Genomic DNA, 21,990 nt, shown 5'->3' with positions numbered 1-21,990 from the left:
CCCCGGACCGATCAGCCGCGCAGACCGAGCGTCGCGAGCACGGCGGACAGGTCACGGTCGACGACCGCGACGTCCGCCTGCTCCCGCACGCGCGGCTTCGCGTCGAACGCCACCGAGAGCGCGGCGACGCGCATCATCTCGAGGTCGTTCGCGCCGTCACCGATCGCGATGGTCCGTGCCGGGTCGACCCCGTCGGCGTCCGCCCACTCGCGGAGCGCGACGGCCTTGGCGTGTGCGTCGACCACGTCGCCGAGCACGCGGCCGGTGAGCACGCCGTCGGTGACCTCGAGGCGGTTCGCCCGGCAGTGGTCGAGGCCGAGCTGCTCGGCGAACGGGTCGAGCACCTCGTGGAACCCGCCCGACACCACGCCGACGGTGCCGCCTGCGGCGTGCACCCCACGGACGAGCTGGTCGGCGCCCCGCGTCACACGGACCGACTGCTGTGCACGGACGAAGACGTCTGCCTGGAGGCCCGCAAGGGTCGCGACACGCTCCCGGAGGCTCTCGGCGAAGTCGAGTTCCCCGCGCATGGCGCGCTCCGTGATCGCCGCCACCTGTGGCCGGGTCCCGGCGCTGTCGGCGAGCAGTTCGATCACCTCGTCCTCGAGGAGCGTGGAATCGGCATCGAGGACGACGAGGAAGCGGGGCACGCACCAACGGTACCGACTGACGAAAGGCACGGCCGCGTCCGTGACGCGAGCCGTGCCTCCAGGCCGTCCGTCCGGGGCTGCGCCCCGGGTGTCTGCTTCCTTACGCGGCGTGCCTATGCGTCGACGCGGACGCCCTTGCCGACCACGGTGATCCCCGACTCGGTGACGGTGAAGCCGCGTGCCTCGTCGGCCTCGCGGTCGACGCCGACCTGCGCGCCCGGTGCGATGACGACGTCCTTGTCGAGGATGGCGCGGTTGACGACCGCGCCGGCGCCGATGGTGGCGCGCTCGAACACGATCGAGTCGAGGACCTTTGCGCCGGAGTCGATCGAGCACCAGGGCCCGATCATGCTGCGCTCGACCTGCGCACCCGACACCAGGCAGCCGAGCGACACGAGCGAGTCCACCGTGGACCCGGTGTTGCCGTTCGCGTCGCGGACGAACTTCGCCGGCGGCAGGTTCGTCTGCTGGTTGAAGATCGGCCAGTCCTGGTTGTACAGGTTGAAGACCGGGACCGGGGCGATGAGGTCCATGTGGGCGTCGAAGAACGAGTCGATCGTGCCCACGTCGCGCCAGTAGTACTTGTCGCGGTCGGTGGACCCGGGGACCTCGTTGCGCTGCAGGTCGTACACCCCGGCGTCACCGCGGTTGACGAAGTCGGGGACGATGTCGCCGCCCATGTCGTGCGCGGACGTCTCGAGCTGGCCGTCGCGCAGGACCGCGTCGACGAGGGCGTCCGCGTTGAAGACGTAGTTGCCCATCGAGGCCAGGATCTCGCCGGGGGAGTCGGCCAGACCGATCGCGTCCTTCGGCTTCTCGAGGAACGCCTCGATCTTCGTCGGGTCGTCGTCGGCCACCTGGATCACGCCGAACTGGTCGGCGAGCCCGATCGGCTGACGGATCGCCGCCACCGTGGCACTGCGGCCGGAGGCGATGTGCGCCTCGACCATCTGGTGGAAGTCCATCCGGTACACGTGGTCCGCACCGACGACGACCACGATGTCGGGGCGTTCGTCGCGCAGCAGGTTGAGTGACTGCAGGATCGCGTCGGCCGAGCCGGCGAACCAGCGCTTGCCGAGCCGCTGCTGCGCGGGGACGGACGCGACGTAGGAGCCGAGCAGCCCCTCCATGCGCCACGTCTCCGCGACGTGCCGGTCGAGACTGTGCGACTTGTACTGGGTCAGGACGACGATCTTCTGCAGACCGGAGTTGACCAGGTTCGACAGTGCGAAGTCGATGAGACGGAAGTTGCCGCCGAACGGGACGGCGGGCTTCGCGCGATCGGCCGTGAGCGGCATGAGTCGTTTGCCCTCGCCGCCGGCGAGCACGATGCCGAAGACCTTCTTTGGTGCCATGCCGCTCACAGTAGGCGTCAGCACTGGGAACCGGTTACGTTGAACCAGTGCGAGTCGATCTGCTGACCAGGGAGTATCCGCCGGAGGTCTACGGCGGAGCGGGTGTCCACGTGTCCGAACTCACCGCCGCGTTGCGGTCGGGGACGGACACGGAAGTCCGTGTCCGGGCCTTCGGGGCCTTCCGTGACGAACCCGACGTGTGGGGCTACCGGACCCCGGACGGCCTCGGCCAGGCGAACGGCGCGCTGCAGGCCCTCGGCACCGACGTGGCCATCGCGGCCGACGTCGAGGGTGCCGACCTCGTGCACTCGCACACCTGGTACGCGAACTCCGCGGGCCGGATCGCGCAGCTGACCTACGGCATCCCCCACATCGTGACCGCCCACAGCCTCGAGCCCCTCCGCCCGTGGAAGGCCGAGCAGCTCGGCGGCGGCTACCGCCTGTCCAGCTGGATGGAGCGCGAGGCGTTCGAACACGCCGACGGCGTCATCGCGGTCTCGAAGGCCATGCGTGCGGACATCCTGCGTTCGTACCCGTCGATCGACCCCGCGAAGGTCCACGTCGTCTACAACGGCATCGACATCGACGCATGGAAGCCGACCGTCGACGAGGACGCCGTGCGCGCCCTCGGCATCGACCCGACGCGCCCGAGCGTCGTGTTCGTCGGACGCATCACCCGCCAGAAGGGCCTGCCGTACCTGCTCCGCGCCGTGGCGTCGCTGCCGTCGGGCGTGCAGATCGTGCTGTGCGCCGGCGCGCCGGACACCCCCGAGATCCTGGCCGAGGTCACCGAGCTCGTCGAGGGCCTCCGCGCGGAACGTGAAGGCGTCGTCTGGATCGACCGGATGCTCGCGCACGAGGAGATCGTGAACGTGCTGTCCTCGGGCACCGTGTTCGTGTGCCCGTCGGTCTACGAGCCGCTCGGCATCGTGAACCTCGAGGCCATGGCGTGCGGCATCCCGGTCGTCGGCACCGGCACCGGGGGCATCCCCGAGGTCGTCGCCGACGGGCTCACCGGTCGCATCGTCCCGATCGACCAGGTGCAGGACGGCACCGGCACCCCGACCGACCCCGACCGCTTCGTGGCCGACCTCGCCGCGACCCTCACCGAGGTGCTCGCCGACGAGGGGCTGGCGAAGCTCATGGGACGCGCCGGACGGCTCCGTGTCGAGACCGAGTTCACCTGGGACGCGATCGCCACCAGGACACGGCAGGTCTACGACCGGGTGCTCGGCCAGAACCCGTAGGCTGGTCGCATGCCCTCGGTCGTGCGCTTGTCAGACGTCTCCGTGGTCCGCAACGGGGCCACCATCCTCGACGCGATCTCGTGGGAGGTGCAGGACGACGAACGCTGGGTCGTGCTCGGCGCGAACGGCGCCGGCAAGACCACGCTGCTGCAGGTCGCCGGCGCCCAGACGTTCCCGACCTCGGGTGACGTCGAGGTGCTCGGGACCGAACTCGGCGGTGCCGACCTGTTCGAGCTCCGCCCGCGCATCGGCTTCGCGTCGACCGCGCTGGCCCGTCGCATCCCGGTGACCGAGAAGGTCATCGACGTCGTGCTCACCGCGGCGTACTCGGTCACGGGCCGCTGGAACGAGGAGTACGAGGAGCTCGACGTCCGCCGTGCGCAGCGCGTGCTCGAGGAGTGGGGCCTGGGGTCCTTCACCGACCGCACGTTCGGCGACCTGAGCGACGGCGAGCAGAAGCGCGTGCAGATCGCCCGTGCCGTGATGACCGACCCGGAGATCCTGTTCCTCGACGAACCGGCCGCGTCGCTCGACCTCGGTGCCCGTGAGAGCCTCGTCCGCACTCTCGGCGGCTACGCCCAGAGCGCGGACTCGCCGGCCATCGTCATCGTGACCCACCACGTCGAGGAGATCCCCGCCGGGTTCACCCACGCGCTCGTCCTCGCCGACGGCCACGTGCAGGCCGCAGGCCCCATCGACGAGGTCCTGACGGACCAGACCCTGACCGAGGCGTTCGGCATCGACCTCTCGGTCACCAAGGACGCCGGTCGCTACACGGCACGCGCCGCGTAGCGCTGCGATCCCGCCGTCTCTCTGGTATCGTGGACGGCTGGCGCAAGCCGACGACTTCCCGCGCAGTTCGCGCAATCCCATCACCGCTATCGAGGAATCTCCATGAAGACCGACACCCACCCCGAGTACCGCGCCATCGTCTTCCGCGACCTGGCCTCCGGTGAGACGTTCCTGACGCGTTCGACCGCGAACAGCGACAAGACCATCGAGCTCGACGGTGCGACCTACCCGGTCATCGACGTCGAGATCTCGTCCGCTTCGCACCCGTTCTACACGGGCAAGCAGCGCATCCTCGACTCGGCCGGTCGCGTCGAGAAGTTCAACCAGCGCTTCAAGGGCTTCAGCAAGTAAGCAGCCCCCACGCAACGCTCACGGGCGGTCCTCCTCCGGGAGGGCCGCCCGTTCGCGTTGTGCGGCGTTTCCGGCCGGCGCTGTACTCGGACACAAGACACCGGTGTTCACGCGTCACACCGCGGTCTGCGGGTGTTCGGCGCGCGGACACCGGTGCTTTGCGAGGGGCAGGGCGAGGTCAAGCGCTGTTGCGGTGGGGCCAGCGGCCGTCGGCGGTGAACGTCGGGTCGCGCTTCTTGCGCATGTAGTCCTGGAACGAGGTGGCCTGCTCGGCGCACCAGCCGACCTGCTTGCGGTGGAGTTCCTCGGCGGAGATGCCGAGCTCGTCCGGGTACTTGCCCGCGATGGCCTGGGCGACACGCCCGGCAGCGATCGCGTCGGCTCCGGCGTCGTGGGCGTCGTCGAGCGTGACGCCGTAGAGCTCGGACGCGGCCTCGAGCGTGCGCTTGCCCTTGCGGAAGGTGTCGAGCGCCTTGTCGATCACCAGCGGGTCGACGACGTTGCCGATGACGGGGGAGGCGAACCCGTGCCGCTTCGCTTCGCGGTCGAGGACGGTGAGGTCGTACGGGGCGTTGTAGATCACCAGGGGGATGCCCCGGGCGAACACGGCCTCGATCGCGGCGATGATCTCGGCGACGACCTCGGCCGCAGGGCGTCCCTCGGCCTGGGCACGCTCGGTGGTGTAGCCGTGCACGGCGGCGGCGCCCTCCGGGATCGGGACGCCGGGGTCCGCGATCCAGGCACCCTCGACGATGGAGGCCCCGGTCATGTCGATGAGCCCGACGTGGGCGGTGACGATGCGGGCCGTCTCGACGTCGACCCCGGTGGTCTCGAGGTCGAAGACGCCCAGCGCGTGCCACCAGGGCCGACCCGTGAGGTCCTGGGACGGAGCGGGCGCGTCGAGCTGTGCTGTGGGGAACGTCACGCGGTCAGGCTAACGGGACGCACCGACACCCCCGACTACCGGGTCGGCGCGCCGACGTGCAGCCAGTAGAACGACTGCGTGCCCATGGTGAGCGTGACGGTGCCGTCCTCGTCGAACGACGGGAACGAGCTGCCGCCGAACAGGTCGTAGAGCGGGCGCCCCGCGAACTCCGGAGCGGAGATCGTGACCGAGGTCGGGTTCGTCGCGAACGAGAACACGCACAGGACGTCCTCGGCGGAGGGGCCGAACTGCTGGCCGGAGCCCTCCCACGAGCGGACGAAGGCGAGCACCGAGTCGTTCGAGGTCTCCTGCACGTGCAGGGACCCGAGGCCGAACACCGGGTGGGCCTTGCGCGTGTGGATGACGTTCCGGACCCAGTGCAGCAGCGAGCGCGACTGGGCGAGCTGCGCCTCGACGTTCACCTGCGCGTAGTTGTACACGAGCGACTGCACGACGGGCAGGTAGAGCTTGCCCGGGTCGGCGGTGGAGAAGCCGGCGTTGCGGTCCGGCGTCCACTGCATCGGCGTGCGCGACGAGTCGCGGTCCGGCAGCCAGATGTTGTCGCCCATCCCGATCTCGTCGCCGTAGTACAGGAACGGCGAACCGGGCAGCGAGAACAGCAGCGCGTGGATGAGCTCGAGCTCGGCGCGGGAGTTGTCGAGCAGGGGAGCGAGGCGTCGGCGGATACCGATGTTCGAGCGCATCCGCGGGTCGTAGCCGTACCAGCCGTACATCGCCTGCCGGTACTCCTCGCTCACCATCTCGAGCGTGAGCTCGTCGTGGTTGCGGAGGAAGACGCCCCACGCCGCGCTGGCCGGCACGTCGAGCGTCTCGGACAGGATCGCCTTGAGCTCGGCGGCGTGCTGTGCCCGGAGCGAGTAGAAGATGCGCGGCATCACCGGGAAGTCGAACGCCATGTGGCACTCGGGCTCCTCGTCGGTGCCGAAGAACGCCGCCGTCTCGCGCGGCCACTGGTTGGCCTCGGCCAGAAGCACACGGCCGGGGTACTCGTCGTCGACCATCGCGCGGAGCTTCTTGATGAACTCGTGGGTCTCCGGCTCGCCCTCGCCGTTGCCCTCCTCCGACTCGAACAGGTACGGGATCGCGTCGAGCCGGAGCCCGTCGACGCCCATGTCGAGCCAGTGCCGGACGACGTCGTAGATCGCCTCGATGACCGCGGGGTTCTCGAAGTTCAGGTCGGGCTGGTGCGAGAAGAAGCGGTGGAAGAAGAACTGGCGTCGGACCGGGTCGAAGGTCCAGTTGGACTCCTCGGTGTCGACGAAGATGATGCGGATGTTGGAGTAGTCCTCGTCCGTGTCCCGCCAGACGTAGAAGTCGCCGTAGGGGCCGTCCGGGTCCTCGCGGGACTGCTGGAACCACTCGTGCTGGTCGCTGGTGTGGTTGATCACCATGTCGATCACGATGCGCATGTTCCGCTCGTGCGACTTCGTCACGAGCTCGCGGAAGTCGTCGAGCGTGCCGAACTCCGGCAGGATCGCCCGATAGTCGGCGATGTCGTACCCGCCGTCGCGCATCGGCGACTGGAAGAACGGCGGCAGCCACAGGGCGTCCACGCCGAGCCACTGCAGGTAGTCGAGCTTGCCGATCACGCCCTGGATGTCGCCGATGCCGTCTCCGTTGGAGTCGACGAACGACCGGATCATGCACTCGTAGAAGACCGAGCGCTTGTACCACTGCGGGTCGAGCGTCAGGCCGGGCAGCTGGATCGGGGCTGTGAAGGTCACCGTGCTCCTCGTCGTCATCGACGGACCGGTCGACGGCCCGCCCCGGACACGATAGGCGCGAGATGCTGCGGGTGTCCGGGGTTTCGTGCGGTTCGCTCCCTAGACTGGCGCGGATGCAACCGCCCGTGCTCTCCCCGTACCAGTCGTTGATGGCCGCCACCCCGGTCGTGCACCGGGCCGTCCAGGTCGACGGCCGGACCACGCACTACTGGGTCTACGGGCCCGAGGACTCGGATCGCACCGTGCTCGCTGTGCACGGGTTCCGCGGGGACCACCACGGGCTCGAGACCATCGCCGCGCACCTCGAAGGTGTCCGTGTGATCGTGCCGGACCTGCCCGGCTTCGGCGTGTCCGACCCGCTGCCGGTGTCGGACATCGACGCCTACGTGGCCTGGCTGACGGGGTTCCACGCCGCGCTCGGGCTCGGCCGCGACACGGTCGTGCTCGGGCACTCGTTCGGGTCGATCGTGGTGTCGGCCACCGTCGCCGCCGGGCTCGACACCCGGCTGCTCGTCCTCGTCAACCCCATCGCGGCCCCGGCACTGCAGGGACCGCGTGCCGTCGGGACCGCGATCGCGATCGGGTACTACCGCGCCGGCGCGGTCCTGCCGAAGCCGATCGGGCTCGGGATCCTGCGGAACGGCGCGATCGTCCGGGCGATGAGCATCGCGATGCTGAAGTCGCACGACCCCGCCGTCCGCCGATGGGTGCACGACCAGCACGACCGGTACTTCTCGGCCTTCGCGAACCGCACGAGCGTGCTCGAGGCGTTCCGCACCTCGGTCACCCACGACGTCTCCGAGTACGCCGACCGCATCCACGTGCCCGTGCTGCTCGTCGCGGCCGAGCACGACGACATCACCGCCGTCCCCGAACAGCGCGCACTCGCCGAGCGGCTGCGTGACGCCGAGCTCGTCGTGATCCCGGGGGTCGGCCACCTGGTGCACTACGAGACGCCGGCTCCGGCCGCGGCGGCGGTGCTCCGCCGGATGGCGGACACGACCCGACGTGCCGGACGCCAGGGACGCACTGGACGCGGCGCGGCAGCCACGGACAGCCGACCGTCGGCGGCGGGGCGGGCCTCCCGGACGGCGGACGCGTCGTGACCCGCCTGCGCATCGGCATCGACTGCCGGTACGTGCGGATCGGTCGGCACGACGGCATCAGCCGGTTCACCGCCGGGGTCGTCGCGCACCTGCCGGACCGGCACGACTACGTGCTGCTCGTCAGCGACGAGCGCCAGCTCGAGTCGCTGCCGACCGACCTGCCGTGGGAGCTGCTGCCCGTGCCGACGGACGCGGGGGAGCCGCTCGTCGCCCGGCGCGTCAACCGGCTCGGGCTCGACGCGGTGTTCTCGCCCATGCAGACGATGGGGTCGCGGGGTCGACGGTACGCGCTCGTCCTGACGCTGCACGACCTGATCTACTACCGCAACCGCACGCCCCCGCGGGAGTTCTCGTGGCCGCTGCGGCTCGGCTGGCGGGCGTTCCACCTGTCCTGGGCGCCGCAGCGGTTCCTGCTGAACGGCGCCGACGGGGTGGTGACGGTGTCCGAGACGACCGCCGGGCTGATCGCCGAGCACCGGCTGACGAAGCGACCCGTGACGGTCGCCTACAACGCGGCCGACCCGGCGACACCGCGGGTGGCCGGAGCGCCACGTGGACGCTCGCTCGTCTACATGGGCTCGTTCATGCCGTACAAGAACGTCGAGACCCTGGCGGCGGCGCTGCCGCTCCTGGGGGCGGACTGGACGCTGCACTGCATGTCGCGGGTGTCCGACGCCGACCGTGCACGGCTCGAGGCGCTGGCTCCCACGGGGACGATCGTGTTCCACGACGGCGCCACGGACGAGGAGTACCTGTCCGTGCTCCGTTCGGCCACCGCGCTGGCGACCGCGTCGTACGACGAGGGGTTCGGCATCCCGCTCGTCGAGGCGATGGGCGTCGGGACCCCGGTCGTCGTCAGCGACATCCCGATCTTCCGGGAGATCGGCGGCTCGGCTGCGGAGTACTTCGACCCGGCGTCGCCGTCCGCCCTTGCCGCGGCCGTCCGGCGGGTCGAGGAACGGTGGGACGAGGCCTCGCGGCAGTCGATCGAGCGTGCCGGTCGGTTCCGGTGGCAGGACTCGGCGGAGCAGGTCGTCCGGGCCGTCGAGCGGGCGGTGGGGGACCGGCGGGGCTGAGGGCGGGTGCAGGCGCGGGGCGCGGGCGCTTGCGGTTCGTGGCGATGCGGAACGTCGATGTCGATGTCGATGTCGTACGACGTCGACCGTGTCGTTCCACGTCGGACGCGCGACGACTCCGCGACCACAGCGCCCTCACTCCGGCGCGATGACCTGCACGTCCGCCCCGGGGAACACCTTCTGTGTCTCCTCGGTGACCCGCGACACGATCGGCGGCACCGCGGCGCCCCGACCCGGGGTCCGCACGACGATCGACTGGTCGCGTGCGGCGTCGGACGGGTCCCCGCCGCGCTCCCACGAGCAACGGACCTCCGTCACACCGCCGATGTGGTCGAGCGTGTTCGCCAGTGCCAGGCGCTTCGCCGCGACCTCGCCGGCACCGGTGACGCCGATCTCCAGGTTGCCGAGGTCGGCGACCACGACGACGCGGACACCGTTGCCACCGGACTCGTCGGCTGCGCGGCTGATGGCGGCGACCAGGTCACGCCGGGCAGCGAGGTCGAGCGCCGGGTCCGCCCGGACCGAGGCGATGGCGTCGTAGCTCGCGAACGCCGTCTTCGACGGGGCATGGTGCCGCACGTCGGTGACGCCGGGCAGCGCACGCACGCGCGTGTCGAACCGGTCGAGCGCCACGTCCGGCCGTGGGAAGACCCCGCCGATGCCGTTCTGGACGCTCCCGATGATCGACCCGAGCACCACGGCGATGACCGCGACCACCGCGAGGGTGCTGCCGCCGATGATGAACCACGTGCGGGCCCGGGTGCGGGTGGGGACGCTCGCCGTCTCGGGACCGAACACCCGGTCGAGGTCGTCGTCCTGCTGGTCGAGGGCACGCTGACCGTGTCGGTTGGTTCCGTCGTCGGACATGTGGCTCTCCCCTCACCCCGGTGTGCGGGTGCGTCGGAGCCTAGTCCCCGGTCAGCCCCGGCGCTCCAAGGGGTTCTGGTACTCGAACGCGGACCCTCCGGTGGCGTCGGACACGTCGTCGATCGGGTCGTCGAACCGGACGAGTTCGGCGTGGAAGCGCTCGGGGTCCCACCGGAACGAGTGGATGGACCCGTTGCGGATCGGGGTGTTGCGGCGGTCGGCGGTGCCGGGGGCTGCGGCGTTCACGACACTGCGGATCACCGCGCCGTGGGTCGCGACCACGACGACGCCGGCATCGAACCGGACCGCGATCTCACCGAGCGTCTCGGTGACGCGGGCGAGCAGCGCGGAGCGGGACTCGCGACCGGGGATGTCGTCGTGCGGGTACCGTGCCGACACCTCGTCGTCGGTCAGCCCCTCGGCTTCGCCGTAGGAGCGCTCGGCCAGGCCCGGGTACGTCGTCGGTGCGTCGAGGCCCAGGCGGTCGGCGATGATCGTGCCCGTCTCGGCCGCACGGGACAGCGGGGAGGCGACGACCGCGTCGAACGGTCGGCGGTTCAGGAGCTCGGCGGCCTCGGCGGCCTGCCGTCGTCCGGTGTCGTTGAGCGGGATGTCGGTCGAGCCCTGGATGCGGCGTTGCGCGTTCCAGTCGGTCTCGCCGTGCCGGACGAGGTACAGGAGGGTCGTCACCCGTCGATCTTCGCAGACGCGAACGGCAGGCCCGTCCGGGAACCGCGACCGCGCAGGCCCGTCCGGCGGCAGCGCCCGCGCGGGTCCAGGCAAGCCGCGACCAGCAGGTCGGCCCAGGCGACCGCGACCGCGCTAGTCGGTCGACGCCGCCGCGCTGAGCCGCTCCGCCAGGTGCACGAGCGTCTCGGTGGTGCCGGCGTCGAGCTTCACGGCCGCCCGCCGGTCGCTGCGGGTCTCGCCGCGGTTCACGATGACCACGGGGTTCTTGCGGCGCGCAGCGTGGTCGACCAGCCGCACGCCCGAGTTCACCGTGAGGGACGAACCGACGACGAGCAGCGCGTCGGCGTCGGCGACGATCGACACGGCCTCGCGGAACTTCTCGGCCGGCACGAACTCGCCGAAGAAGACGACGTCGGGCTTCAGGTCGCCGCCGCACACGGTGCACGCGGGCACGACGAACCGTTCGACGTCGGTGATCTCGACGTCGCCGTCCGGCTGCAGCTGCACGGACCCCGGTTCGTCGATCCAGGGGTTCGCCCGGTCGATGGTGGCGGCGAGGTCGGAGCGGGAGAACACCTGGCCGCACCGCAGGCACACGGCGCGGTCCATCGAGCCGTGGATCTCGACGACGCGGCGGGACCCGGCGCGCAGGTGCAGGCCGTCGACGTTCTGCGTGATGACCCCGGCGACGATCCCGGCGTCCTCGAGTGCGGCGAGCGCCCGGTGTCCGTCGTTCGGCACGGCGGCCGCGAAGCTCCGCCAGCCAAGGTGCGATCCGGCCCAGTAGCGCTGGCGCTTCGCGGGGTCGGCCAGGAACTCCTGGAACGTCATCGGCTTGCGCACCACCCGTCCGGCACCGCGGTAGTCGGGGATGCCGGAGTCGGTGCTCAGACCGGCACCGGAGAGCACGGCGATCCGCTTGCCGCCGAGCACCTCGACGACGCGGTCCAGGTCGTCCGCGGTCACCGACCCGGCGGCCGCCCCGGTGGTCGGTCCGGTCGTCGACGCAGCATCATCCAGCACCCTGTTCACGGTACCCTCAACACCCGACCGTCCCGGTCGCTTCCCAGGCGGAGCGCATCCTCGGCGGACCCGCCCGGCGGCAGCCCGGAGCAGCCCGTCGGCAGCCCGGACCCGCGCCGGCCCAGGCCCGTCGGACCCGCGCCGGCCCAGGCCCGTCGGCCCCGGCCCGCCGAACCCCCGCGCCGCCTCCGCACCACACCGAAACGAGCCCCGTGCACCCCGTCCGCATCGACTCCCTCGACGATCCCCGCCTCGACGACTTCGCCCGTCTGACCGACGTGGCACTCCGCCGGGTCTCGGAGCCCGAGGGCGGCCTGTACATCGCCGAGTCGAACACGGTCATCGAGCGCGCGGTCCGCGCCGGGCACGTGCCGCGGAGCATCCTGGTGCAGGAGAAGTGGCTCGACAGCGTCCTGCCCCTGGTCGCGGAGCACGACGGGCCAGTCTTCGTCGGCGCCGACGCCCTGCTCGAGGAGCTCACCGGCTTCCGGATGCACCGCGGTGCGATCGCCGCGATGCAGCGTCCCGAGCTGCCGAGTGTCGCCGACGTGGTGCGGGACGCGAAGGTCGTCGTCGTGCTCGAGGACATCGTCGACCACACGAACGTCGGCGCGGTGTTCCGCAGCGTCGCCGGCCTCGGCGCCGACGCGGTGCTCGTCAGCCCGCGGTGTGCCGACCCGCTGTACCGCCGGAGCGTCCGGGTGAGCATGGGCACGGTCCTGCAGGTGCCGTGGACACGCATCGGCGACTGGCCCGCGGCTGGTGAGGAACTCCGCGCGCAGGGCTTCCACCTGGCCGCGATGGCGCTGACCGACGAGTCGATCGACCTCGACGCCTTCGTGGCGGACCTGCCCGAGAAGGTCGCGCTCGTGATGGGCACCGAGGGGCAGGGGCTGACGCCGGCCGCGATCGCCTCGGCCGACACGACCGTCCGGATCCCGATGGCGCACGGCGTCGACTCGCTGAACGTGGCCGCGGCGAGCGCCGTCGGTCTGTGGGCGGTCACCCACGCCCGGCGGCTCGCCTCCTAGCGCACCACCGAGACGGTCGGGAGGCCCGGGGCGGCCTGGTCCGGCAGCATGCGCCCGGCACGGATCACCAGGGCACGGTCGGTGGCCGGCTCACCGACCAGGCAGACGCCGACGGGCGCGCCGTCCACGGTCAGCGCCGGTGCACTCACCGCGGGCAGCCCACCGACGCTCGCGAGCGCGGTCATCGCCGTGGTGGCGGTCCGGGTGCGCTCGAGCGCAGCGGTGTCCGCGTCGAGCAGCGGTGCGGGTCCGGGCACGGTCGGGAACAGCAGGGTCCGACCGGCGAGGGCACGGCGGATCGTCGTACGGACCTCGTCGAGGCGTGCGACGGCGTCGGCGGTCGCGTCGGGGTCGTTCGCGCGTGCCGCCCGGAACCGGTCACCGACGACGGGGCTCAGTGCGCCGGGGTGCGCGTCGATCCAGGGGCCGTGGGCGGCGAGTGCCTCGGCGGCCTGGACGAGCCGCATCTGCTCCTGCAGTGCTGCGGGGTCCGGGATGCCGAGGTCCCGCAGCCGGACGGTCGCGACGGGTTCGTCGAGTGTCTCGACGAAGGCGGTGAAGGACCGGGCGACGGCCGGTTCGACGAGTGCGACGAGTTCCTCGGGGACGACGAGCACGGTCGCGTCGGGTGCCCCTGCCGTCGCGGGCGGCGGGACGGTGGCGTCGAGGGCGGCGAGCAGCACGCCGGGGCTCCGCGTGAGCCACCCGACGGTGTCGAACGACGGCGCGAGCGGGAGCAGCCCGTCGCGGGACACCGTGCCGTGGGTCGTCCGGAGGCCCCAGAGTCCCTGGTACGAGGCGGGGACCCGCACCGATCCCGCGGTGTCCGTGCCGATCCCGATCTCGGCCGTCCCGAGGCCGACGGCCGATGCGGATCCGCTGGACGAGCCTCCAGGCAGTCGGGTGGGAGCCGCGCTGTTCGGCGGCGTGCCGTGGTGCGCGTTCCGCCCCGTCAGGTTGTAGGCGAACTCGTCGGTGCGTGCGATGCCGCGGATCGAGGCGCCGGCGGCGAGGAGCGCGGCGACCGCTGCGGCGGGCGCGGTCTCGACGGGGGCCTCGCGCAGGTACGTCGGGTTGCCGGCGCCGACCGGCTGGCCGGGGACGGCGTAGAGGTCCTTGACGGCGACGGTCAGGCCGTCGAGTGGTCCGGAGGCGGTGGGGGCGACGAGTGGGTCGCCGACGGCCCGCCAGACGGTGGTGTCGACGGCCTTGGGGCGGCCGGTGACGTGGGCTGCTTCGATGCGCCAGCGGGGGCCGGCGCCGGTGTCGCCGTCGCGGCGCCAGAGCTGGGTCTGGAGGCCCTGCCCTCCCGCGGCGAACCGGGACACCGACACGACGAGGGCGCGGTCCGCGGTCAGGGGGCGGATCTCGACGTGCGTCAGCGACCGGGTCGCGACCCCGCCCCGTGCCCCGCGGAACGCGCTGATCGCGTCGTGCCCGACGAGCAGGCCGCGGTCGTCGCCGCGCATCGTGCCGGGGGAGTCGACGAACGCGGCGTCGAGGGCGTCGAGGTCGTTCGCCAGCAGGGCGGCCTCGTAGGCGTCGAGCGCCTCGAGCAGTCCGTCGGGTGCCGTCGACGTGTGCGGCGCGGTCATCGGGCGGGCTCCTCGAAGTCGGCCTTGCGGATGCGGGCGTGGACACCGGTGACCAGGTCCACCACCTGCGAGATGTTGAAGTCGGTCGCTGCGGACAGGTACGCGTACGCCAGGTGGCGTTCCATGCCCCAGCGCGCGCCGAGGATCGCGACGGCGTGCCGGACGCACTGCCGGACGGCCTCGTCGAGGTCGGGGTCCATGCCGGTGGGCACGAGGAACTCCTGTGTCTCGGCGACGGGCCAGACCAGGTCCCCGAAGCGCGCGGCGGCCTCGGCGGCCGGGGTCAGGTCGAAGCGGATCGTCGCGCGGAGCGAGGCCTCCATCGCGGTGAGTGCCACCTCGCCGTCGCCCTGGGCGAAGTGCGGGTCACCGACGTGGGCGAGCGCGCCGGGGACGAGCACCGGCAGGTGCAGCTGCGACCCTGCCTGCAGCAGGTTGACGTCGATGTTGCCGCCGTGGCGACCGGGCGGGACCGAGTGCAGCCGCTCCCCGGGGGTGGCGACGCCCATGATCCCGAGGAACGGGGCGAGGGGGAAGTGCGCGAAGCGGTCTCCGGCGGCGGTGAGCGGGATGCGGCCCCGCCGGCCCTGGTCGGTGTCGACGACGTCGGCGAAGACGCTCACCGTCGTGCCGTCGACCGGGAACTCACCGTGCAGGGCGCCGCGGCCGTGCCGGTTCGACACGACGCCGTAGTGCATGCGGGGCAGGGTCTCGAGGACCGTCATCGTCAGCACGTCACCGGGACGGGCACCGCGCACCGCGATCGGCCCGGACACCACGTGCGGTCCGTCCGACGCGGGGTCGCGGTGACCGGAGCGGGCGATCGCGACGGCGTCGGCGAGGACGTGCTCCGGAGCGACGCCGTGGTCGCCGAACCAGCCGACGGGGTCGCTGCCCTGGTCGGGGAGGATCCCCTCGTGGCTGACGGTGTCGATCGTGACCGACTCCCCGGGGGCGATCGTCAGGGCCGGGGTGTCACCGTCGCTCGGCAGGCGCCCCCACAGGACGGTCTCCGGGTCGACGGGCAGGGAGTGGTCACCGCGGACGGGTCCGGCACCCGGCTGCAGGGTCGGGACCGCGGGGGTGGTGGTCTCGTGTGCAGTGGTGCGGTGTGCGGTGGTCATCGTTCCGTCCTCCGTTCGACCAGGTGGGCCACGTCGGCGAGGTGGTCGGCCATCGCCCGCGTCGCGCCCGCGACGTCGTGCTCCCGGATCCGCTCGAGGATCCGCTCGTGCCACTCGAACGACGACCGGCGCCCCTCGCTGGTGCTGTGCGAGCGGGCACGGACGTCCTGCACCCAGCCGCTGCTGAGCTCGCACAGGGACACGAGCAGGGGGTTCCCCGAGGTCCGGGCGACCTGCACGTGGAAGGCGACGTCCTGGGCGAGCGACTCCTCCGGGCTGAGCCCCGCGTGGGTGGCGGCGAGGATGCGTTCCAGGGTGAGCAGGTCGGCCTCGCCCGCCCGTGCCGCCGCGAGTCCGGCGACCTGCGGCTCCACCACGGTCCGGAACTCGGCGACGTGCTCGGCCCGGTGGTCCAGGTCGTCGCGGTGGTGGTCGAGCAGGGCCGACGCTTCCTCCGGTCGCGGCAGCACGACGGTGCCACGACCAGGGGTCCGGGAGACCAGGCGACGGCGCTCGAGTTCCTGCAGCGCCTCGCGGATGGTCGTGCGGGACACGGCGAGGTCCTCGGCGAGGGTGCGTTCCGGCGGCAGCTTGTCGCCGGGCTGCAGGTCGTCGAGCACGAGCGTGCCGAGGTGGGCGGCGGTCGCCGCGCTCAGGGTCCGTCCACGGTGCATGCCCTCGACCGTAGGGCCGGTTGGTCTGCTTGGTTCATTGGTACGACCATCTTTTACACGGCCGTCACACGCGGCGTCGGAACCCGAAACACGGCGGGCGAATGGTGGAGCACGTCCCACCCGCACCGACCGGAAGAGGGGTTCGACGTGGACCTGGTCCTCACCAACGCACGGCTGACCGACGGCCGATCCGTCGATGTCACCATCGCCGACGGCGTGATCGTCAGCGTGGCCGACGCGCTGCCCGGTCCCGGCTCGGCGCAGGGCATCGGCACCGGCACCGTTGCTGCTCCCACCAGCGTGGTCGACTGCGCCGGGCGTGTGCTCATCCCCGGGCTCATCGAGGCGCACCTGCACGTCGACAAGGCCCTGCTCGACCGGGAACGTCCGAACCCCGACGGCACCCTCGCCGGCGCCATCGCCGTCACGGGGGAGCTCAAGCGCGGCTTCACCCACGCCACCGTCCGCGACCGCGCCCGCACCCTGCTCGACCAGGCCATCACGAACGGCACGACGCTCGTCCGCGCACACCCCGACGTCGACCCGATCGTCGGGCTCACCGGGGTCGAGGTGCTGCTCGACCTGCGCGACGAGTACCGGGACGCCCTCGACCTGCAGATCGTCGCGTTCCCCCAGGAGGGCATCGCCAAGGCACCGGGCACCCTCGCGCTGCTCCGTCAGGCGCTCGCCGCGGGGGCGGACGTCATCGGGGGCTGCACGTACAACGAGCACACCCTGGCCGCGTGCCACGAGCACGTCGAGACCGTCCTCGACCTCGCCGAGGAGTTCGGGGTGCCGGCCGACCTGCACGCCGACTTCGCCGACGACACCTCCGACCCGCGGTACGCCCTCGCCGGGCACATCGCCGACCGCGTGACCGCCCGCGGGCTGCAGGGGCGGGTGGTGCTCGGGCACGTGACCTCGGTCGCGAGCCTGCCCCGCGGCGAGCGCCGGGTGCTGTTCGATCGCCTGGCGGCCGCCGGGGTCGCCGTCGTGCCGCTGCCCGCGACCGACCTGCACCTCGGGGGACGGTCCGACGACCACGACGTGCGGCGCGGGGTCGTGCCGGTCCGCGAACTCTGGGACGCCGGGGTCACGAGCGCGTACGCGTCGAACAACGTCCGGAACGCCTTCACCCCGTTCGGCAACGCCGACCTGCTCGACGTCGGGCTGCTCCTGGCGCAGACCGGGCACCTGTCCGGCCCGGACGACCTGCGACGGGTGCTCGCCATGGCGACGACCGGGGCGGCCGAGGTCGTCGGCGTCGCGGACACCCACGGCATCCGGCCCGGTGCCGCCGCCGACCTCGTGGTGCTCTCCACCACCGACCCGGACGGCGTCCTGCTCGACCGGCCGGACCGCGCCCTCGTCGTCAAGCGCGGCCGGGTCGTCGCCGAGACCACCCGGACCACCCGCCTCACCACCAGCCGCACCACGAACCGATCGAAGGAACTCAGCCATGCGTGAACGGATCCCGCACGAGATCGTCGCCTCCGTCCTGGCCGGTGCCACGGCGTTCATCGGGGGCAACGCCCTGCACCTGCCGACCTGGGCGATCTTCATCAGCTGGGCGGGGATGTTCCTGCTCGGCAGCAAGCCGACGCTGCGGAACGCCACGCGCCTGTGGGCCGCGATGCCGATCGGCTCGGCGTTCGGCCTGGTCATCGTCCTGCTCGACCAGCGGTTCGGCACGCTGTTCGGCGAGGGGCAGGCTGCGCAGAACACCGTCCTGGCGCTGCTCATCCTCGTCGTGAACTGCGCCCTGATGTACACCGGTCGCACGAAGCTGTTCGGGCTCGTCCCCGGCATGTTCCTCGGGTTCGCCTCGTTCTTCGCGACCTGCTTCGGCGGCTTCGGGTTCGACCCGGGGAACGCCTGGGCCGCCTGGGTGTCGGTCGTGCTGATGAACGCGCTCGGGCCGGTGTTCGCCTACCTGTCCCGCCGCCTGACCTTCGCCCGGGCCGAGACGACGGGCTCGGCCGGTTCGGCCGGCTCGTCCGACCCGGCCGCTTCGGCCGACCCGGTCGCCGCGACCGACGCCGGCGGCGCAGCGGCCCCGGCTGCCGCTCCGGAACGCCAGCCCGACCAGCCCGTCGCAGCCTCGGCCTAGGAGCGGACCGGTACGCTCGGGTCCCGTGTCACGAGTCGTCCGCCGCCCCCGCTCCGCCGTCCGGAGGCCGGTCACGATCTCGGTGGTCGCCGTCCTGCTCCTGGTGGCCGGGTACCTCGTGGCCGCGGCCGTCGTACCGTTCGGCCCGGCGAGCGCCAGCACCACGACGTACTCGGCCCCGAAGACGACCGTCCCGGCCCTGAGCTTCCCCGGGTACGGCGCGACGGCGGTCGAAGCCACGGACTTCCCGGAGAGCCTGCGCACCAGCGGCGACACGAAGCCCCGGTCGATCGCGAGCATCACGAAGGTCGTCACGGCGCTCGTGGTGCTCGACGAGAAGCCGATGGCCGCGGGGGAGTCCGGCCCGTCCATCCGCTTCACGAAGCAGATGGAGGGCCTGTACGCCAAGTACGCGGCGCAGAACGGCGAGGTCGCCCCGATGCCCGCCGGCCTGAAGCTCACCGAGCACCAGACGTTCCAGGTGATGCTCATGAAGTCGGCGAACAACTACGCCGGCGCACTCGCCATCTGGGCGTTCGGGTCGATCGCCGCCTACGAGCACGCGGCGAACGACTGGCTCGACGAACACGGCCTGGACGACACCACGATCCACGAGCCGACCGGCCTCGACCCGGACAACACCTCGACCGCCACGGACCTGGTCGAGCTCGGGCAGCTCGCGCTGGCGAACCCGGTGGTGAAGGACATCGTCGGCACCAAGGACGTCACGATCCCGACGGTCGGCGAGATCGAGAACTCGAACAAGCTCCTGGGGCTCGACGGCATCGAGGGGATCAAGACCGGCACCCTCGACGAAGCCGGCGCCTGTCTGCTGTTCGCGGCGACGTACGAGCGCGGTGGCAAGGACGTCACCGTCGTCGGCGTGATGCTCGGCGGTGTCGACCACGACTCCCTCGACGTCGACGTGCAGCGGTTGTTGCGGTCCGTGGCGGACAACTTCCAGGTGGTGACGCTCACGCACCAGGGGCAGACCTTCGGCACCTTCTCGACCCCGTGGCAGGACGAGGCCGACGCTGTCACGACGAAGGCTGCCGAGGTGCTCGTGTGGGGCAAGACCACCGTCACCGCGAAGGCGAAGCTCGAGCAGGTGACCTTCGGCACGAAGGGTGAGCGGGTCGGGCAGGTGCGGTTCCGCATCTCCGACCACGACCCGGTCACGGTGCCGCTCGTGCTCGAACGCACGATCGACGACCCCGGCGTCTGGTGGCGCTGGACGAACCCGTTCCAGGGGGCGTGACGCCCGTCGGCCGCCGACCGTAGAGTCGGTCGGGTGACGACGATGACGACGTTCCCCCGGACCACCCCCGCCGCCCTCGGCATCGATCCCGGTGGTGTGACCGCCCTGCTCGACGCCCTCGAGTCCAAGCCCGGCGTGGAGCCGCACAGCATCATGCTGCTGCGGCACGGCCAGGTCGCAGCCGAGGGCTGGTGGCAGCCCTACGCCGCGGACCGCGTGCACCTGCTCTACTCGCTGAGCAAGAGCTTCACCGCCGCCGGGGTCGGCATCGCCGTGCGGGCGGGCCTGATCGACCTCGACGCGACCGTGCTGTCGTACTTCCCGGAGCTCGACGCCGACGTCACCGACGAACGCAGCCGCCGCATCCGCGTCCGGCACCTGCTCGCGATGGCGAGCGGCCACCGCGAGGAGACGATCGACCGCGCCCAGGCCCTCGATCCGACGAACACGGTGCGCGGGTTCCTGCTGCTCCCGCCGGACGCGGAGCCCGGCACGGTCTTCGCCTACAACCAGCCGTGCACGTACACCCTCGCCGAGATCGTCCGGCGGGTGACCGGCGGGTCCCTCGTCGCGTGGCTCCGCCCGCACCTGCTCGACCCGCTCGGCATCGACGACCTCGCCTGGCGCCGCGACGACACCGGCGCGGAGCTCGGCTACAGCGGGTGCTACGCCCCGACCGACGCGGTCGCCAAGCTCGGCCAGCTGTACCTGCAGGGCGGCGTCTGGGACGGCGTGCGGATCCTCGACGCCGACTGGGTCGAGCAGGCGACCAGCACGCAGGTCGCCAACCCGGACGAGGCCAACCCCGACTGGTCCCAGGGTTACGGCTTCCAGTTCTGGATGGCCCGCCACGGCTTCCGCGGCGACGGCGCATACGGCCAGTTCTGCATCGTCCTGCCGGAGCACGACGTCGTCCTCGCGATGACCGGTCAGAGCCTCGACATGCAGGCCGTCCTCGACGCGGTCTGGGAACACCTGCTGCCCGCCGTCGACCGCGCGTCCGACGCGGCGTCGGCATCCGCCCTGGAGGCCCGGCTCACCTCCCTGGGACTGCCTCCGGTCCAGGGTGGTCGCCTTCCGGAGCACCTCGCCGACGTCGAGCTCCGGTTGCGTCCCCGCGGGATCCTCGATGCCGTCACGTTCGCCCGAAGTGCGGACGGGATCCGCCTGACGATCACCGACGACGGCCGGTCGGAGTCCGTGCCGCTCGGCGAAGGGCGGTGGGCCGTCGAGGGCGCCCTCGCGGCGAGCGCGGCCACCGAGCCGGAGGGCAGCGCGCTCGTCGCGGTCCGCTTCCTGGAGACCCCGCACCTGCTGCACCTGCGCGTCGACCTCGACGAGGGCACGGTCGGGGCGAAGTGGAAGACCGAGCCGCTGCACGACGGTCCGATGACGCTCCGTCGCCCGGCGGACTGACCTGCGCCGACCACACCGCGCGCACGACCCCGCTCGCGGCGCGCACGACGCGGTTCGCGCCCCCGTGTCGTCATCGCGCCCTGTGGAGTCGGGGCGCGATGACCGTGGTGGGGCGCGGTCGAGGAGGCGTGCGGACTCGGACGGGCGTCTGGCTACGGGGTGTCGGAGGGGTGCTCGGTGACGATCTGCAGCTCGGGTCGCTTCGCCGACACCCCGTCGCCGGACGAGGTGTGCTTGATGCGCCGGACCACCCACGGCACCAGGTACTCCCGGGCCCACCCGAGGTCCTCGGCGCGGGCCTCACGCCACGGGCGTGCCTCGAGCGGGTCCGGGTTGAACGGTTCGAGCCCGTGCGGCACGCCGAGGGTGTCGAGCACCGCCGCGGCGATCGTCGAGTGGCCCATCGGGGAGTGGTGCAGCCGGTCCGGAGCCCACATGCGCGGGTCCCGGAGCACCCGGAGCGCCCACATGTTCGCCACCAGGGCGCCGTGCTTCAGGGCGATGGCGTGCAGGTTCTCGTTGTAGATCGCCGTCTTGCCACGGACCATGCCGAGCACCGGGGTCATCCCGACGTCCGGGCCGGTGAACAGGACGACGGTGGCTCCGTCGCGTCGCAGGTCGGCGACGAGCCGGTCCACGCGCTCGGCGAGCTCGTCCGGGTCCGAGCCGGGGCGGATGATGTCGTTGCCGCCGGCGGACACCGTGACGAGGTCCGGGTGCAGGGCGACGGCGGCCTCGGCCTGCTCGTCGATGATCTGCTGCAGCAACCGCCCGCGGATCGCGAGGTTCGCGTAGGCGAAGTCGTCGGTCTGGTGTGCGAGCACCTCGGCGACGCGGTCCGCCCAGCCGCGGTTCCCGCCCGGGACGGTGGGGTCGGGGTCCCCGATGCCCTCGGTGAACGAGTCACCGATCGCGACGTACCTGGTCCAAGGATGACGATCTGACACGTCCCGGA

Annotated in this window: 21 protein-coding genes; 10 read left to right on the top strand and 11 right to left on the bottom strand. The window is 72.0% G+C overall.

Annotated elements, in window-relative coordinates; all coding sequences use genetic code 11:
* Positions 1 to 11: 11 nt before the first annotated feature.
* A complete protein-coding gene (serB, locus tag DEJ03_RS10235) occupies positions 12 to 650 on the bottom strand; it encodes a phosphoserine phosphatase SerB (protein ID WP_110864534.1) in 639 nt (212 codons plus the stop codon).
* 113 nt (positions 651 to 763) lie between these two features.
* Complete coding sequence (locus DEJ03_RS10230) at positions 764 to 2,005, bottom strand: glucose-1-phosphate adenylyltransferase (protein ID WP_071403983.1); 1,242 nt, start codon at positions 2,003 to 2,005, stop codon at positions 764 to 766.
* A 47-nt stretch (positions 2,006 to 2,052) separates the two neighbouring features.
* On the opposite strand from DEJ03_RS10230, the gene glgA reads away from it, so the two are divergent.
* The 3 genes from glgA (at position 2,053) to DEJ03_RS10215 (ending at position 4,395) form a co-directional block, all read left to right on the top strand.
* Positions 2,053 to 3,252 (top strand): glycogen synthase, encoded by a 1,200-nt coding sequence (glgA, locus tag DEJ03_RS10225; RefSeq protein ID WP_110864533.1) that lies wholly within the window; start codon positions 2,053 to 2,055, stop codon positions 3,250 to 3,252.
* 9 nt (positions 3,253 to 3,261) lie between these two features.
* On the top strand, positions 3,262 to 4,044 hold the full coding sequence (locus DEJ03_RS10220; protein WP_017887279.1) for an ABC transporter ATP-binding protein: 783 nt from the start codon (positions 3,262 to 3,264) through the stop codon (positions 4,042 to 4,044).
* A 102-nt stretch (positions 4,045 to 4,146) separates the two neighbouring features.
* Positions 4,147 to 4,395: a type B 50S ribosomal protein L31 gene (locus DEJ03_RS10215; RefSeq protein WP_017887280.1), complete on the top strand. Its 249-nt coding sequence runs from the start codon at positions 4,147 to 4,149 to the stop codon at positions 4,393 to 4,395.
* A 178-nt stretch (positions 4,396 to 4,573) separates the two neighbouring features.
* On the opposite strand, the gene DEJ03_RS10210 is transcribed toward DEJ03_RS10215, so the two are convergent.
* Both DEJ03_RS10210 and treS read right to left on the bottom strand, forming a co-directional pair.
* The gene (locus DEJ03_RS10210; protein WP_220034131.1) at positions 4,574 to 5,320 is read right to left on the bottom strand and encodes a 3'-5' exonuclease; all 747 of its coding nucleotides are present in this window, start codon (positions 5,318 to 5,320) and stop codon (positions 4,574 to 4,576) included.
* Positions 5,321 to 5,355: 35 nt separating this feature from the next.
* Complete coding sequence (treS, locus tag DEJ03_RS10205; RefSeq protein WP_071403984.1) at positions 5,356 to 7,065, bottom strand: maltose alpha-D-glucosyltransferase; 1,710 nt, start codon at positions 7,063 to 7,065, stop codon at positions 5,356 to 5,358.
* A gap of 113 nt (positions 7,066 to 7,178) precedes the next feature.
* Here treS and DEJ03_RS10200 point away from each other — a divergent pair, with 113 nt between their 5' ends.
* Both DEJ03_RS10200 and DEJ03_RS10195 read left to right on the top strand, forming a co-directional pair.
* Positions 7,179 to 8,171 (top strand): alpha/beta fold hydrolase, encoded by a 993-nt coding sequence (locus DEJ03_RS10200; protein ID WP_258370728.1) that lies wholly within the window; start codon positions 7,179 to 7,181, stop codon positions 8,169 to 8,171.
* 5 nt (positions 8,172 to 8,176) lie between these two features.
* Positions 8,177 to 9,247 (top strand): glycosyltransferase family 1 protein, encoded by a 1,071-nt coding sequence (locus DEJ03_RS10195; protein WP_110864602.1) that lies wholly within the window; start codon positions 8,177 to 8,179, stop codon positions 9,245 to 9,247.
* A 135-nt stretch (positions 9,248 to 9,382) separates the two neighbouring features.
* Here the strand turns inward: DEJ03_RS10195 and DEJ03_RS10190 are convergent, their stop codons facing one another.
* The 3 genes from DEJ03_RS10190 to DEJ03_RS10180 form a co-directional block, all read right to left on the bottom strand.
* Positions 9,383 to 10,114: a hypothetical protein gene (locus tag DEJ03_RS10190; RefSeq protein WP_110864532.1), complete on the bottom strand. Its 732-nt coding sequence runs from the start codon at positions 10,112 to 10,114 to the stop codon at positions 9,383 to 9,385.
* A gap of 51 nt (positions 10,115 to 10,165) precedes the next feature.
* Positions 10,166 to 10,804 (bottom strand): histidine phosphatase family protein, encoded by a 639-nt coding sequence (locus DEJ03_RS10185; RefSeq protein ID WP_110864531.1) that lies wholly within the window; start codon positions 10,802 to 10,804, stop codon positions 10,166 to 10,168.
* Positions 10,805 to 10,936: 132 nt separating this feature from the next.
* On the bottom strand, positions 10,937 to 11,770 hold the full coding sequence (locus DEJ03_RS10180) for a Sir2 family NAD-dependent protein deacetylase (protein WP_110864601.1): 834 nt from the start codon (positions 11,768 to 11,770) through the stop codon (positions 10,937 to 10,939).
* 269 nt (positions 11,771 to 12,039) lie between these two features.
* On the opposite strand from DEJ03_RS10180, the gene DEJ03_RS10175 reads away from it, so the two are divergent.
* A complete protein-coding gene (locus DEJ03_RS10175; protein WP_110864530.1) occupies positions 12,040 to 12,858 on the top strand; it encodes an RNA methyltransferase in 819 nt (272 codons plus the stop codon).
* Here DEJ03_RS10175 and DEJ03_RS10170 read toward each other — a convergent pair.
* From DEJ03_RS10170 to DEJ03_RS10160, 3 genes are read right to left on the bottom strand one after another with little or no spacing between them, the layout of a single operon-like run.
* Positions 12,855 to 14,453, bottom strand: coding sequence for an AtzH-like domain-containing protein (locus tag DEJ03_RS10170; RefSeq protein ID WP_110864529.1), 1,599 nt, complete (start codon positions 14,451 to 14,453; stop codon positions 12,855 to 12,857). The genes DEJ03_RS10175 and DEJ03_RS10170 overlap by 4 nt on opposite strands.
* Positions 14,450 to 15,577 (bottom strand): acetamidase/formamidase family protein, encoded by a 1,128-nt coding sequence (locus DEJ03_RS10165; protein ID WP_110864528.1) that lies wholly within the window; start codon positions 15,575 to 15,577, stop codon positions 14,450 to 14,452. The genes DEJ03_RS10170 and DEJ03_RS10165 overlap by 4 nt, the downstream gene beginning before the upstream one ends.
* Positions 15,574 to 16,251, bottom strand: coding sequence for a FadR/GntR family transcriptional regulator (locus DEJ03_RS10160; protein ID WP_110864527.1), 678 nt, complete (start codon positions 16,249 to 16,251; stop codon positions 15,574 to 15,576). The genes DEJ03_RS10165 and DEJ03_RS10160 overlap by 4 nt, the downstream gene beginning before the upstream one ends.
* A gap of 147 nt (positions 16,252 to 16,398) precedes the next feature.
* On the opposite strand from DEJ03_RS10160, the gene DEJ03_RS10155 reads away from it, so the two are divergent.
* The 4 genes from DEJ03_RS10155 to DEJ03_RS10140 are packed head-to-tail and all read left to right on the top strand — an operon-like array spanning position 16,399 to position 21,035.
* On the top strand, positions 16,399 to 17,718 hold the full coding sequence (locus DEJ03_RS10155) for an amidohydrolase family protein (protein ID WP_110864526.1): 1,320 nt from the start codon (positions 16,399 to 16,401) through the stop codon (positions 17,716 to 17,718).
* Positions 17,711 to 18,361, top strand: coding sequence for a DUF1097 domain-containing protein (locus DEJ03_RS10150; RefSeq protein ID WP_110864525.1), 651 nt, complete (start codon positions 17,711 to 17,713; stop codon positions 18,359 to 18,361). The genes DEJ03_RS10155 and DEJ03_RS10150 overlap by 8 nt, the downstream gene beginning before the upstream one ends.
* A 25-nt stretch (positions 18,362 to 18,386) precedes the next feature.
* Entirely contained in the window at positions 18,387 to 19,619 is a 1,233-nt protein-coding gene (locus DEJ03_RS10145) for a D-alanyl-D-alanine carboxypeptidase family protein (protein WP_146243475.1), read from the top strand.
* Positions 19,620 to 19,661: 42 nt separating this feature from the next.
* Positions 19,662 to 21,035, top strand: coding sequence for a serine hydrolase (locus tag DEJ03_RS10140; RefSeq protein ID WP_181422683.1), 1,374 nt, complete (start codon positions 19,662 to 19,664; stop codon positions 21,033 to 21,035).
* Positions 21,036 to 21,187: 152 nt separating this feature from the next.
* On the opposite strand, the gene DEJ03_RS10135 is transcribed toward DEJ03_RS10140, so the two are convergent.
* Complete coding sequence (locus DEJ03_RS10135; RefSeq protein ID WP_110864522.1) at positions 21,188 to 21,982, bottom strand: SGNH/GDSL hydrolase family protein; 795 nt, start codon at positions 21,980 to 21,982, stop codon at positions 21,188 to 21,190.
* Positions 21,983 to 21,990 lie beyond the last annotated feature (8 nt).

This window comes from Curtobacterium sp. MCLR17_043 (assembly GCF_003224215.1).
In the GTDB taxonomy this organism is placed as follows: domain Bacteria; phylum Actinomycetota; class Actinomycetes; order Actinomycetales; family Microbacteriaceae; genus Curtobacterium; species Curtobacterium flaccumfaciens.
Note: the sequence above shows the minus strand (reverse complement) of the source record. Positions and strands in the feature narration are given on the sequence as shown.

Excerpts from the sequence above, each read along its gene's own strand:
- DEJ03_RS10230 (WP_071403983.1), bottom strand. The coding sequence starts at position 2,005 with ATGGCACCAAAGAAGGTCTTCGGCATCGTGCTCGCCGGCGGCGAGGGC.
- DEJ03_RS10220 (WP_017887279.1), top strand. The coding sequence starts at position 3,262 with ATGCCCTCGGTCGTGCGCTTGTCAGACGTCTCCGTGGTCCGCAACGGG.
- DEJ03_RS10215 (WP_017887280.1), top strand. The coding sequence starts at position 4,147 with ATGAAGACCGACACCCACCCCGAGTACCGCGCCATCGTCTTCCGCGAC.
- DEJ03_RS10200 (WP_258370728.1), top strand. The coding sequence starts at position 7,179 with ATGCAACCGCCCGTGCTCTCCCCGTACCAGTCGTTGATGGCCGCCACC.
- DEJ03_RS10190 (WP_110864532.1), bottom strand. The coding sequence starts at position 10,114 with ATGTCCGACGACGGAACCAACCGACACGGTCAGCGTGCCCTCGACCAG.
- DEJ03_RS10170 (WP_110864529.1), bottom strand. The coding sequence starts at position 14,453 with ATGACCGCGCCGCACACGTCGACGGCACCCGACGGACTGCTCGAGGCG.
- DEJ03_RS10165 (WP_110864528.1), bottom strand. The coding sequence starts at position 15,577 with ATGACCACCGCACACCGCACCACTGCACACGAGACCACCACCCCCGCG.
- DEJ03_RS10160 (WP_110864527.1), bottom strand. The coding sequence starts at position 16,251 with ATGCACCGTGGACGGACCCTGAGCGCGGCGACCGCCGCCCACCTCGGC.
- DEJ03_RS10150 (WP_110864525.1), top strand. The coding sequence starts at position 17,711 with ATGCGTGAACGGATCCCGCACGAGATCGTCGCCTCCGTCCTGGCCGGT.
- DEJ03_RS10140 (WP_181422683.1), top strand. The coding sequence starts at position 19,662 with ATGACGACGTTCCCCCGGACCACCCCCGCCGCCCTCGGCATCGATCCC.